At 35.1% G+C, this 10,926-nt stretch carries 16 protein-coding genes and 1 riboswitch; of the genes, 13 read left to right on the plus strand and 3 right to left on the minus strand.

All coding sequences use genetic code 11. The features are described from left to right. Positions 1 to 46: 46 nt before the first annotated feature. The 9 genes from JCM9157_RS23555 to JCM9157_RS16710 all read left to right on the plus strand — a co-directional run bounded on the left by JCM9157_RS23555 (position 47) and on the right by JCM9157_RS16710 (position 5,893). On the plus strand, positions 47 to 727 hold the full coding sequence (locus JCM9157_RS23555; protein WP_052013215.1) for a hypothetical protein: 681 nt from the start codon (positions 47 to 49) through the stop codon (positions 725 to 727). A gap of 130 nt (positions 728 to 857) precedes the next feature. Then, complete coding sequence (locus JCM9157_RS25830; RefSeq protein WP_268870960.1) at positions 858 to 980, plus strand: hypothetical protein; 123 nt, start codon at positions 858 to 860, stop codon at positions 978 to 980. A gap of 18 nt (positions 981 to 998) precedes the next feature. Continuing rightward, positions 999 to 1,220 (plus strand): hypothetical protein, encoded by a 222-nt coding sequence (locus JCM9157_RS16680; protein WP_035666522.1) that lies wholly within the window; start codon positions 999 to 1,001, stop codon positions 1,218 to 1,220. Positions 1,221 to 1,318: 98 nt separating this feature from the next. After that, positions 1,319 to 1,504, plus strand: a complete 186-nt coding sequence (locus JCM9157_RS16685) for a hypothetical protein (RefSeq protein WP_035666523.1) — start codon at positions 1,319 to 1,321, stop codon at positions 1,502 to 1,504. Positions 1,505 to 1,597: 93 nt separating this feature from the next. Further along, on the plus strand, positions 1,598 to 2,020 hold the full coding sequence (locus JCM9157_RS16690) for a hypothetical protein (RefSeq protein WP_035666525.1): 423 nt from the start codon (positions 1,598 to 1,600) through the stop codon (positions 2,018 to 2,020). A gap of 70 nt (positions 2,021 to 2,090) precedes the next feature. Next, complete coding sequence (locus tag JCM9157_RS16695; RefSeq protein WP_035666527.1) at positions 2,091 to 2,402, plus strand: hypothetical protein; 312 nt, start codon at positions 2,091 to 2,093, stop codon at positions 2,400 to 2,402. Between the two features lie 156 nt (positions 2,403 to 2,558). Continuing rightward, a complete protein-coding gene (locus tag JCM9157_RS16700; RefSeq protein ID WP_035666529.1) occupies positions 2,559 to 2,984 on the plus strand; it encodes a hypothetical protein in 426 nt (141 codons plus the stop codon). Positions 2,985 to 3,248: 264 nt separating this feature from the next. Continuing rightward, positions 3,249 to 4,451 carry an IS110 family RNA-guided transposase gene (locus JCM9157_RS16705; RefSeq protein WP_035666531.1) on the plus strand — a complete coding sequence of 401 codons (1,203 nt, stop codon included), beginning with the start codon at positions 3,249 to 3,251 and terminating at the stop codon, positions 4,449 to 4,451. Between the two features lie 317 nt (positions 4,452 to 4,768). Then, a complete protein-coding gene (locus JCM9157_RS16710) occupies positions 4,769 to 5,893 on the plus strand; it encodes a site-specific integrase (RefSeq protein ID WP_035666532.1) in 1,125 nt (374 codons plus the stop codon). A 70-nt stretch (positions 5,894 to 5,963) separates the two neighbouring features. Here JCM9157_RS16710 and JCM9157_RS16715 read toward each other — a convergent pair whose 3' ends face one another. Further along, positions 5,964 to 7,196: an aminopeptidase gene (locus JCM9157_RS16715; RefSeq protein ID WP_035666534.1), complete on the minus strand. Its 1,233-nt coding sequence runs from the start codon at positions 7,194 to 7,196 to the stop codon at positions 5,964 to 5,966. A 119-nt stretch (positions 7,197 to 7,315) separates the two neighbouring features. Continuing rightward, positions 7,316 to 7,359, plus strand: a riboswitch (PreQ1 riboswitch). 206 nt (positions 7,360 to 7,565) lie between these two features. Between JCM9157_RS16715 and queC the strand changes: the two genes are divergently transcribed. From queC to queF, 4 genes are read left to right on the plus strand one after another with little or no spacing between them, the layout of a single operon-like run. Further along, entirely contained in the window at positions 7,566 to 8,234 is a 669-nt protein-coding gene (queC, locus tag JCM9157_RS16720; RefSeq protein ID WP_035666535.1) for a 7-cyano-7-deazaguanine synthase QueC, read from the plus strand. Continuing rightward, positions 8,231 to 8,656 carry a 6-carboxytetrahydropterin synthase QueD gene (gene queD, locus JCM9157_RS16725; RefSeq protein WP_035666536.1) on the plus strand — a complete coding sequence of 142 codons (426 nt, stop codon included), beginning with the start codon at positions 8,231 to 8,233 and terminating at the stop codon, positions 8,654 to 8,656. The genes queC and queD overlap by 4 nt, the downstream gene beginning before the upstream one ends. Then, a complete protein-coding gene (gene queE, locus JCM9157_RS16730) occupies positions 8,653 to 9,360 on the plus strand; it encodes a 7-carboxy-7-deazaguanine synthase QueE (RefSeq protein WP_035666537.1) in 708 nt (235 codons plus the stop codon). Before queD ends, queE begins: the two co-directional genes overlap by 4 nt. A 15-nt stretch (positions 9,361 to 9,375) precedes the next feature. Continuing rightward, complete coding sequence (queF, locus tag JCM9157_RS16735) at positions 9,376 to 9,873, plus strand: preQ(1) synthase (protein WP_035666539.1); 498 nt, start codon at positions 9,376 to 9,378, stop codon at positions 9,871 to 9,873. A 317-nt stretch (positions 9,874 to 10,190) separates the two neighbouring features. Here queF and sda read toward each other — a convergent pair whose 3' ends face one another. Together sda and JCM9157_RS16740 are read right to left on the minus strand one after the other, a co-directional pair. Beyond that, positions 10,191 to 10,292 carry a sporulation histidine kinase inhibitor Sda gene (gene sda, locus JCM9157_RS24115; protein ID WP_081734224.1) on the minus strand — a complete coding sequence of 34 codons (102 nt, stop codon included), beginning with the start codon at positions 10,290 to 10,292 and terminating at the stop codon, positions 10,191 to 10,193. Positions 10,293 to 10,629: 337 nt separating this feature from the next. Beyond that, complete coding sequence (locus tag JCM9157_RS16740) at positions 10,630 to 10,827, minus strand: hypothetical protein (RefSeq protein WP_035666541.1); 198 nt, start codon at positions 10,825 to 10,827, stop codon at positions 10,630 to 10,632. Between the last annotated feature and the right edge of the window lie 99 nt (positions 10,828 to 10,926).

Consider the following 10,926-nt stretch of genomic DNA (forward strand, 5'->3'; position numbering starts at 1 on the left):
AATAGTTTAACTAGGAAAAGGTAATGTTGATTGGTGAGGTGATTAAATGTCAAATACGAAATTTTTTAAAGCTATATATATACCAGATACGCCTTTTCAAGATGAAAAATTAAAACCAAAAAAGGCAAAAAAATATAACTTTAAGTTAGATGAAAGTGAACGTTTAGCTAACACTCTTTTTCGCTTTGTTTATAGCCTTAATGGAGAACAAATTCTTTGTTTCTATATAGTTGATGATTGGAAAGGTCCTTATCGTTATCTCTTTGTAGAGTACAATGAACTATACGATAAATTCACGGCACAATTTGGAGTAGAAGGTGTTCAGGGTGGTTATTGGGAATTTGGAATGGATACATATTTAGATGACTATTCTCCCGAAGTGGTTTTTGAAAAATTAAATAATGCCGTAAATAGTGGTTATGATGAAGATACACCATCGCCAATATGCCATATTTATGGGCAAGGTATGTGGCATGGAGATGCTTTTATAGTAGGTAATCGTACGGCATTAGAGGAAATGCGTAGTGCTATTGATACAGCTTTAAAATATGGTGAAATTAGAACTACTCTTTTCCCTTCTGATGATGAAGGATATGACTTATTTATTTCGTGTGTAAATGATGGATTTAATTGGGATTTGGTGGACATGCCTTATCATGACCCAAATTACTTTGATATACCCAAAGTTCCTATTAAAGCTTTTAAGAGGTATAAGCTTAGGGATTAGTTATTCTTCTATTTGAATTAACGAGTGCGAGTGTTCAATAAGAGCATTCGCTTTTAGCTAACGGGACAGAATACTTTAATAAGTAAGTGGTAAACTAAGAATTAGCATTAAAATAAGGAGTATGGGTTAAATGCCTGATGAATTATCACAACTTATTATTTCACCGTTATATATTTTTATGGTAATTGGAAGTATTTTATTTTTAACTGTTTTAAGAAGAGAAAATTATGAAATGCAAGCATTTTTCTTTTAAATGAATGGAGGCATTTCAATGTGCAACCTGATTGGTTTTGGAATTGGTTTATTTTTTCTACTTATCGGTGGATTTTTCTTATATTTGAATACAAAAGATGACCCTAAATTTTTAAGGATAATTTCCCTTTTTTCGTTTGAAGGTGGGGCAATTGTATTAGGTTTGTTAATAATTTTAATGACTATTCTTCCTATCTTGGGTATCGGAACTGGAACGTGTGAGAGTGATTTTTTCATTTAACGGAGTGCGAGTGTTCAATATGTGCATTCGCTTCTTGCTGCTAACGGGGGCAGTTACTTAATAATCTCGGATTAGTTGTTAAATAAAGGATGAGTATTATGATAAAAAAATCATTAAGGGTTTTAATTTTCTTCTTAATAACAATGGTTATTTATGCTTATTTTTATAAACCTGAGCCAGAGAACTATGGTAAAGATGGATGGATAATGTTCTTAATAATTGGAGTTGTATTAGTATGGTTAGGAATAGAGTGGTTTAGAAAACGAAATAGAAATAACGAATAATTATTAAACTACGGGGGCGTATCTGGAATAAACGGATACGTTCTTTACTAACTTAACAAGAAAGTTGATTAAAGAATAAAGGGGGAAAGTGAAATGAGTATAGTTAATTATCTTGGTTGTAATTTCTCTTTACCTTATAGTAAAGAAAATAGTGATGAAAAAGTTTTAGTTGGTGAAAATTTTTCGGATTACGAAATGAGAAATTTAGTAAAGAAACACTTAACAACTAAGAATATATACGAGGTTTTTACTAATGAAGGTGTGGGTATCTCCTTTGATGCGGACAATCAAGACCCTTACACAAGAAGAAGTAATAAAGAAGCACAAGAGAGTTTCCTTGCGTTATGTGATATTTTAAATGGATACCTTGAACAAGGGGATTATTGCGAGTTATATACTTGTTGGGTTGGAGAAGAGGAGGAAGAAAAAGAATTTGAACAAACTATAAACATAAATAACTTTGACATTAACCACATCAATATATTTGAAAAAACACTATTAGTAATTAAGAAATAATTGTTGATTAACGGGGGCTTTAGTTGAAAATTTTAAATCTTTAAAAAACAAAAAAACGAGGAATTAAAAAATGAAAATAATGAATGTCATATGGGTTACTACAATCCTAATACTCATATTATCAGGCTGTTCTGAAGGACCTCCAATATACCATACTGAAAGTCAAGTAGTAGACGCAACCGTGATTGCAAAAGAACATGGAGAAGTATCAGAATGGGAAGTGACACTTCAATACAAACATATCGTTATTGTATATGGATATGACCATTCAGATTATTATGATCACGTAAAAGTAGGGGATAAAGTACCTGTTATATATACCAAAGGCTATACAAAAGAAAACAAATTAGAAACGGAAAGTATTGATCCAGTCAATCTTTAAAAAATGATAAAGATATTGTTCCATTCGGGGATGATTGCTGAACAAAGTATTCGCCTTTTTTTGAAGTGAAGAAGCAGAATAGCTAATTAAGGTCTGAGGTATTATAAGTTAATATATTCAATTCTGTAACTATCCAGCCAAATAGGTGATTATATAATGTTTGACTTTATGTTTGCTCTTGTTGGCTCAACTATGTTGTTAATCGTATCCATTTATTATTTAAGAGAGTTTCTAAAAGAAGGAAAGTCATTTAAAGGGAAACTCACTTTAATCTTCATTATATTCTTTTCAAGCATTCTATTCATTTATTCTATTGTAGATGTAACTAAAATAATGCTTAATCAAACTGAGGTTAAGGAAGGAAAATGTGAGATAAAAAAGAATATTGGGTACAGGGGAACTCAGTATATTTCAGTTTACTTTTATGAAGGGAATAGTTACTTTACATTCCCCATAAAGAAATATCCTCTAATTGACGAAGGAGATTTTTATTGTACATTGGAACATTATCGTGACACGGATATAGAAATATCTTTAAAAGTATTCAATCCTAATAGCGAACAAGAATTGAAAATAAAATAACTTGTTTGTTCAGCTAAAGGGTGCTTTCGTATTATAAGGTTATCCAGATTTTACTGGTTGACCTTATTTTTATAGGACCTATTATATCAGTAGCCAGGGTAGGACGAACGGGTGCGTGGGACATTGATCCCGTCAACTAAACTGTCCACCCCCTAAACATGTTTGAGGCTGGTTGGGACAATGATCTCGAATAACAAGCGAAGCTATGATACTAGGAGATGGTTTTTAGGGGTACTGGTAATTAACAGGAGAGGAAGAGATAGAATGAATCCAGTAATCGGTCTGGATGTTTCAAAAGGAGAAAGTGAAGTACAAGCTTTTTTAGATAAGAGAAAACCTTATAAAAAAAGCTTTAGTGTATTGCACAATACTAAAGGTTTAGAGACTTTACTTGGTTTTTTGATAGAAGTGGAGGGTGAAACTAGAGTTAAACCAACAGTGATATTTGAATCCACAGGTCATTATCACACATCAATCGTACAGTTCTTAGAGGAGAATGATTACCTCTACATTATGGTCAATCCGTTACTATCCTATCAAGCCAAAAAATCAAGTTTGCGGAAGGTAAAGACCGATGCGATAGATGCTTATAACTTATGTGAGCTTTTTTATAAAGAAGAATTGGAGCCATATAAACAAAGAGGTATTCAACTTCTGAACCTACGAAATCTCTCAAGGCAGCACGAAACAGTGACAGGTATTTATGTACAAACAAAATTACAATTTCATGCCATCTTAGATCAAGTGTTTCCTGAGTATAGAGGGGTTTTCGGAGATTTATATTCAAAAGTTTCACTAAATACGTTATTGGAGTTTAGTACATCAGAAGCTGTTTTGAAGGCTGGGGAAAATCCACTATCAGATAAAATTGCAAGCGAATGTGTAACTAGATCAGAGCGATGGGCAAAGGATAGAGCGAAAAAGTTGGTCGAAGCAGCTCAGCGTAATCCATTTAAGAGCACATTGTATCAGAGTCATTTAGTTAGTCTTCATATGTATATTGAGATGCTTCTTCAATACCAAGAGCATCTTTCAAAGTTAGATGAACAAATAGATGCCCTGGCTGAAGAAATAGAAGAATATAAGATTATCCAGTCGATCCCTGGAATAGGAGGAAAAATCGCGGCAACGATTATTTCCGAAATCGGTGAGATCGAACGGTTTAACCACCCTAAGAAACTAGTTGCTTTCTCAGGTATTGATCCGAGTGTTCATTCGTCAGGTAAGTTCACTGCAACGATTAATCGGATAAGCAAGAGAGGATCAAGTCGATTGCGTCACGCCTTGTATATGGCTGCCCTTTGCGGAATTAGAAGTTCTCGTAATAAGAAGTTAAAAGAGTTTTATGATCGTAAACGAGAAGAAGGAAAACCCTTCAAAGTAGCGATAATTGCTTGTGCAAACAAGCTTGTTCACTGGATTTTTACCCTTTTGAAACGCAAAGAGACTTTCTTAGATTTGGCTTAAACGATATAATTAAGTAACCAATCCAGAACCTTCCAATGGAATTAAGGAAGGTTATTTGGCATGAGCATTTTTAGTATAGCATTTTATTCGAAGGATTTTTATTGAAAAATATTGACTTCTATTAGCTGGTTTAGTTGAAGAAGGAAACTTCCACACATTAGTGGGAGTTTTTTTGAAAGGTTTAGTTAAACCTTTCGTGCATAAAATATCTAAAATTGAAGGGACTTCTCTGACATTAGAAGTCTTTTTTGTGCCTGAAAAATGGTATAATATACATCGGAAACCTTTTGCAGACACGGGTTACAAGGAGATGTACTGTGAAAGGAAGCATAACAAAAAATAAAAAGACTGGTAAGTGGGATATTGCAATTGATATAGGTAACGATCCTTCGACTGGAAAACGAAAACAAAAGCGAAAGAGGGGATTTAGTACAAAGAAGGAAGCTGAGATAGCATTAACGAGACTAAATGGTGATCTTATAGAGGGGACTTATATTGATCCAAGTAAAAAAAAGCTAAACGAATTTATGGAAGAGTGGTTTGAAACAAGACGGATGCAAGTCTCTCGTAGAACACTAATTAATCAGCTATCGTTGTTTAACCATCATATAAAACCACACATCGGATTCTCTAGATTAAATGAGATAAACCCTTCTGTTATACAAAAGCTAATAACCACTTTAGTTAAAAATGCTAACCTACAGCCGAGTTCAATTAGCAAAATTATTGCTATACTAAAGGTTGCATTAGAAAAAGCGGTGAAGCTTCAGTTAATTAAAGTTAATCCAGTAACTAATGTCGACTTACCAAGAGAAAATAAGACAGAAATGATTGTTTGGGATAAATCACAAGTTGACACTTTTCTAAGTAATTCAAAAAAATTTAGGCATTATACTGCGTGTTTAATTGCCGTGTACACAGGAATGAGAAAGGGTGAAATATTGGGTTTAAGGTGGAAGGATTTAGACCTAGAAAAGAAGGTTATTTATATCCGTCAAACTTTAGAATCAGACGGTAAGGCATTTAAAGCTGGTGCTAAAAATACATCAAGTGTCAGAACGATTCACATTTCGAATCAGCTGATAAGTCAATTGAAGGTACACCGAAAAAAATTAACTGAGGAGAGATTAAAAAACGGAACACCATATAACGATCTAGATTTAGTTATTTGTACAAAGTATGGTAATCCAATAGACCCTCCAACACTTTCTAGGAGATTTAAAGAACAAGCTAAGGTAATTGGCTTACCAGTGATACGGTTTCACGATCTTCGACATACACATGCCACTTTACTGATTGAGCAGAATGTTAATGTGAAAATAATATCTGAACGACTTGGACATTCTTCTATTCAAATGACCTTAGATAGATATAGCCACGTCTTGCCTTCTATGCAACAAGACGTAGCTAAACAACTAGACAATCTTTTTAAATCGCTGTGACTGATTTGTGACCGATTATAGATTTTGTATACAATTTATAGCTTAAAACCCTTATACACCAACGTTCATTTTAGATAGCCCAGTTCCCGTCACGGAAAATTGGCTCGCGCTTACCATCTGCATAAACACCGTCGATGTTCATGTCTGCAGATCCCATCATGAAATCTACATGTGTAAGGCTCGTGTTTAAACCAGCTTTTTCAAGTTCTTCCTTAGACATTTCTTTTCCGCCTTCGATGCAGAATGCGTAGGCAGAACCAAGAGCTAAGTGATTTGATGCATTTTCATCAAATAACGTGTTATAGAAAAGGATTTTTGTATCTGAAATCGGTGATTGATGAGGTACTAAAGCGACTTCACCGATAAAGCTAGATCCTTCATCTGTGTTTAATAAGCGTTTTAACGTTTCATAACCTTCTTCAGCTTTAAAATCAATAACTTTTCCATCTTTAAACGTTAGAGAGAAATTATTGATTAATGTTCCACCATAGTTTAATGGTTTCGTGCTTGAGACGACACCATTCACTCCTGTCTTCTTAGCAGAAGTAAACACTTCTTCCGTTGGCATGTTTGCTACGAAAGCAACTCCATCTTTGTTAACACTGCCACCACTAACCCATAAATGAGTCTCTGGAAGTTCAATTATTAGATCGGTTCCTTCAGAAGTGTAATGCAGAGCATGGTAGTGTTTTTCGTTTAAAGAATTCATTTTTTGATCAAGCGTAGCTAGATGTTCTTGCCAGGCAGCAACAGGGTTCTCTTCATTAATTCTTGAGGCTGCGAAAATGGCTTCCCATAGCTTTTCGACGGCTTGATCAGTACTGTCATCAGGAAATACTTTTTTTGCCCATCCTTCAGAAGGAACACCAACGATAGACCAGCTAATTTTATCTGACATCACGTAAGAACGGAATCCTTCCATTGCTTTACCACTTGCTTTATTAGCATTAGAAACACGTTCTGGGTCAGCGTCTTTTAAAAGATCTGGGTTTGAGCCTGTAATGCTAAGAAACGCAGCTCCGTTATCAGCCATTTCTTCATAGCCTTTTGCCACCCATTCAGGAAACTCATGAAAGGCCTCATCTGGTGCTAGTTCATATTTTGTTTTTGTTAATTCTTCATCATTCCATTCAACGTGAACGTTTTTTGCACCTGCTTCGTATGCTTTTTTTGCGACTACACGTACAAAATCGGCTGCTGAAATAGGAGTGCGCACAACAAGTGTTTGCCCTTTTTGAATGTTAATTCCGACTTTCACTGCTAATTCGGCATATTTTTCTACTTTTTCTTGAAAAGTTGACATTGTATCATTCCTCGTTTCTGTATGTATAAGGTTGGTGCCTTTATATTTTAACAATAATAAGAGCAGGTGAAAAGGATAGCGAACTAGTTTCACTTATGCTATGATACTATATGAAAATAAGGAAAGAGGTTCGCAAACTCCCTCTATAAAAAACTAAGGTAGTGACTGTACGTATCAAAGTACAGTTTTCTTGTCGTTGATAAGACAGTATTCATCACGTTGAGTCGATAGACTTAGTATTTCCTTTTCTGTGATTTTTAAGAAAAGAAATTTGAATACACCCATATGGAGTTATCGAATGCTCGTTCTTCCATTAAAAGAGGTATTGTTTCTAAAACAAGATCACCCTCAAAAAAGGAGAAATGAGACATGAGAGAGGAAAAGGCAGTTGTCGTATTTAGTGGGGGTCAAGACAGTACGACATGTCTTCTATGGGCGCTTGAACAATTTAAAGAAGTAGCAACCGTTACTTTTGATTATGGTCAACGCCATCATGAAGAAATTGAATGTGCACGCGAGATCGCACAGGAGTTAGGAGTATCATTTCATGTACTGGATATGAAATTAATTAACCAACTTTCTGCAAATGCGTTAACTCGTGAGGATATAGAAGTGAAGGCAGGAAAGGATGGAGAATTACCTTCAACCTTTGTTCCTGGTCGAAATCATTTGTTTTTATCTTTTGCAGCCGTTTATGCTCAAGCAATTGGTGCACGTCACATTATTACTGGTGTTTGTGAAACTGATTTTAGTGGGTATCCAGATTGTCGAGATAGTTTCGTTAAGTCTCTAAATGTTACATTGAATCTGGCTATGGATGCACAGTTCGTCATTCACACGCCATTAATGTGGTTGAATAAAGAAGAGACTTGGAAACTTGCTGACGAACTGAACGCGCTTGATTTTGTCAGAGAGAAAACATTAACTTGTTACCACGGCATTCGAGGTAATGGCTGTGGAGAATGCCCTGCATGTGAACTTAGAAAACAAGGCTTGAACGCCTACCTTGATAAAAAGGAAGGAGGTAAAGCCAAATGATGCAACAGTTTTACCCGCAAGTTCAACACTCTTATCGCTTTGAATTAAATAAAGATATGCATTTAGCCGCTGCTCATTTGATCCCAGATGCTGCGGCAGGACAATGTCAATATATGCACGGTCATACGTATTTTATCAATATTACGATTGCTGGAGATGCTCTAGATGACCTTGGTTTTTTAATTAATTTTAAAAGAATTAAAGAAATTGTTCATAAACGTTATGATCACTCGGTTCTAAATGATCATCCCGAATATAAAGATGTTTACCCAACAACTGAACGAGTTGCTGAACAAATTTGGAAGGCGATTACCCAAGAATTGGAAATGCTAGCCCATCAACCTAAATGTTTACAAGTTGTTGTAAGAGAAACACCTACGAGCTATGTTGTGTATCGTCCCAAACCGGAGGAATTAGCATGAAAATACCGGTGATGGAAATTTTTGGTCCGACGATCCAGGGAGAAGGAATGGTCATCGGTCAGAAAACGATGTTTGTTCGAACGGGGGGCTGTGATTACTCTTGTTCCTGGTGCGATTCAAGTTTTACTTGGGATGGTTCAACTCGCAGTCATTTGATGCAAGCGGCTGACATTGTTGAAGAGTTAATTCAAATAGGCGGCAATCGTTTCTCACATGTTACGATATCTGGTGGTAACCCGGCGCTTCACAAAGGGATTGAAGAATTAATTGGATTATGTCATAGCAACGGTTGGAAAGTAGCCGTAGAGACTCAAGGCTCGATTTGGCAGGAATGGATGAAACAGATAGATGATGTTACCATTTCTCCTAAGCCACCTAGTTCTGGTATGAATACAGACTATCAAAGACTAGATTTTTACATGGAAGAGCTTCAGGGACATCATGTTAGTTTAAAAGTAGTCGTATTTAACGATGAGGACTTTGAATTTGCGGAAGAGGTACACAAACGCTACCCTAACGTACCGTTTTATTTGCAAATAGGAAATGAAAACGTGGCTTCAACCAATAATGCAGAATTATTATCTATGTTATTAGAACGTTATGAATGGTTAATTGAAAAAGCAACACAATCTTCAGCGATGAATGATGCTAAAGTACTACCGCAGTTACACACATTAATTTGGGGTAACAAACGCGGAGTTTAAATAGGAGGAATAAAGATGGGTGGAAGAACTGAACAAGAATTAGAAGGCGTTACGTTACTTGGAAACCAAGGAACAGAGTATGACTTTCAATATAACCCTTCTGTGTTAGAAATATTTGAAAACAAGCACCAAAACAGAGATTACTTTGTTAAGTTTAATTGTCCTGAATTCACGTCACTGTGTCCGATGACAAAACAGCCGGACTTCGCGACTATTTACATTAGCTATATACCTGACGTAAAAATGGTTGAAAGTAAATCTTTAAAACTTTATTTATTCAGTTTCCGGAATCATGGGGATTTTCATGAGGATTGCATGAATATTATTATGAATGACTTAATTGAGTTAATGGATCCACGCTACATTGAAGTGTGGGGGAAATTTACTCCACGTGGGGGAATCAGTATTGACCCTTACACGAACTACGGTAAGCCAGGAACAAAATATGAAAAAATGGCTGAACACCGTATGATGAATCATGATATGTATCCGGAGACAGTGGATAATAGATAATTTATACGAAGAGTACTCTTATTTTGACGAGAGTGCTCTTTTACTTTTTGAAGAATAAGTGTAAAGAAATCATTGTAAACTGGTATGGATTCATGTATATTATTTTTTTAAGGGAGTGAGAAAACTGGAAGTTAATGAGAGAGAACAATTATATAGAGAATACTTTGAGAGTAAGTTAAAAAGAAAATTGACTGATAAGGAATTAAGTTATATTAAATGGCTAGTTGCAAAAATGGAAAAGGGAAACTAGAGAACTCACTCATTTAATTATTTTTGTGTGAGTTCTTGCTTTAAATGTATCGTAATCCCTCTCTCATCTAATTCTTTTTTATAATCATGATAAACTCAATATCTAAACCTAAACTAACAGCTTCGTAATAAGCTTCTAACATGGCTTGGTTATTTAAATTATCAAACATATTCAACCCACCTCACTATGTACTTAAAAAATTCAAAGCGAAGTTAATTGTAACTTAGTTTATTAACTAAATAAAGTAATGACGCTAAAAAAGTGAATTTTTTAATAATTCCAGCTAGAAACCACCAAAAGCGCCCTCACTTAAATTGTGGAGCGAACTTTTTCACGGCTAATTGTTTATTCAAGGGTGCAATATATTGAACCCTGTAAACCCATTTTAGACAGTTATGAATTAAATGATTCTTTGGGTAGAACCTAGGTTAGATTTTCTAAGTTATGTTATATGAGTAAAACTAAAAAAGCTACACGGATGAACATCCATATAGCTCATAACTATTTTAAGCGGTATTACGATTAACCTTTCTTACTTTAAGTGCTTTAATCTTTGCGATGTTAAGAACTATATTATCATCGGTTACAATGCAGTCCTCGCCATCAATTTTCTGTCGGAACATTTCCTTTCTTATATCTGACTTAGTAGTGAAATTAACTTTCTGACCGCTAATGAATTCAACGACAACTTGGAATTTCCTCATACTAATCAGCTCCTTCAAGGAATTTTACAATCTTTAAAATACGACTGTAAGTACGACCTGAGATGTTCCTCTTTAGTTTAACCTCTTTTTACAAGTATA

Origin of the sequence: Halalkalibacter akibai JCM 9157 (genome assembly GCF_000513135.1) — a bacterium.
GTDB lineage: Bacteria > Bacillota > Bacilli > Bacillales > Bacillaceae_D > Halalkalibacter > Halalkalibacter akibai.

Excerpts from the sequence above, each read along its gene's own strand:
- JCM9157_RS23555 (WP_052013215.1), top strand. The coding sequence starts at position 47 with ATGTCAAATACGAAATTTTTTAAAGCTATATATATACCAGATACGCCT.
- JCM9157_RS25830 (WP_268870960.1), top strand. The coding sequence starts at position 858 with ATGCCTGATGAATTATCACAACTTATTATTTCACCGTTATATATTTTT.
- JCM9157_RS16680 (WP_035666522.1), top strand. The coding sequence starts at position 999 with ATGTGCAACCTGATTGGTTTTGGAATTGGTTTATTTTTTCTACTTATC.
- JCM9157_RS16685 (WP_035666523.1), top strand. The coding sequence starts at position 1,319 with ATGATAAAAAAATCATTAAGGGTTTTAATTTTCTTCTTAATAACAATG.
- JCM9157_RS16690 (WP_035666525.1), top strand. The coding sequence starts at position 1,598 with ATGAGTATAGTTAATTATCTTGGTTGTAATTTCTCTTTACCTTATAGT.
- JCM9157_RS16695 (WP_035666527.1), top strand. The coding sequence starts at position 2,091 with ATGAAAATAATGAATGTCATATGGGTTACTACAATCCTAATACTCATA.
- JCM9157_RS16700 (WP_035666529.1), top strand. The coding sequence starts at position 2,559 with ATGTTTGACTTTATGTTTGCTCTTGTTGGCTCAACTATGTTGTTAATC.
- JCM9157_RS16705 (WP_035666531.1), top strand. The coding sequence starts at position 3,249 with ATGAATCCAGTAATCGGTCTGGATGTTTCAAAAGGAGAAAGTGAAGTA.
- JCM9157_RS16715 (WP_035666534.1), bottom strand. The coding sequence starts at position 7,196 with ATGTCAACTTTTCAAGAAAAAGTAGAAAAATATGCCGAATTAGCAGTG.
- queC (WP_035666535.1), top strand. The coding sequence starts at position 7,566 with ATGAGAGAGGAAAAGGCAGTTGTCGTATTTAGTGGGGGTCAAGACAGT.
- queD (WP_035666536.1), top strand. The coding sequence starts at position 8,231 with ATGATGCAACAGTTTTACCCGCAAGTTCAACACTCTTATCGCTTTGAA.
- queE (WP_035666537.1), top strand. The coding sequence starts at position 8,653 with ATGAAAATACCGGTGATGGAAATTTTTGGTCCGACGATCCAGGGAGAA.
- queF (WP_035666539.1), top strand. The coding sequence starts at position 9,376 with ATGGGTGGAAGAACTGAACAAGAATTAGAAGGCGTTACGTTACTTGGA.
- sda (WP_081734224.1), bottom strand. The coding sequence starts at position 10,292 with ATGTTTGATAATTTAAATAACCAAGCCATGTTAGAAGCTTATTACGAA.
- JCM9157_RS16740 (WP_035666541.1), bottom strand. The coding sequence starts at position 10,827 with ATGAGGAAATTCCAAGTTGTCGTTGAATTCATTAGCGGTCAGAAAGTT.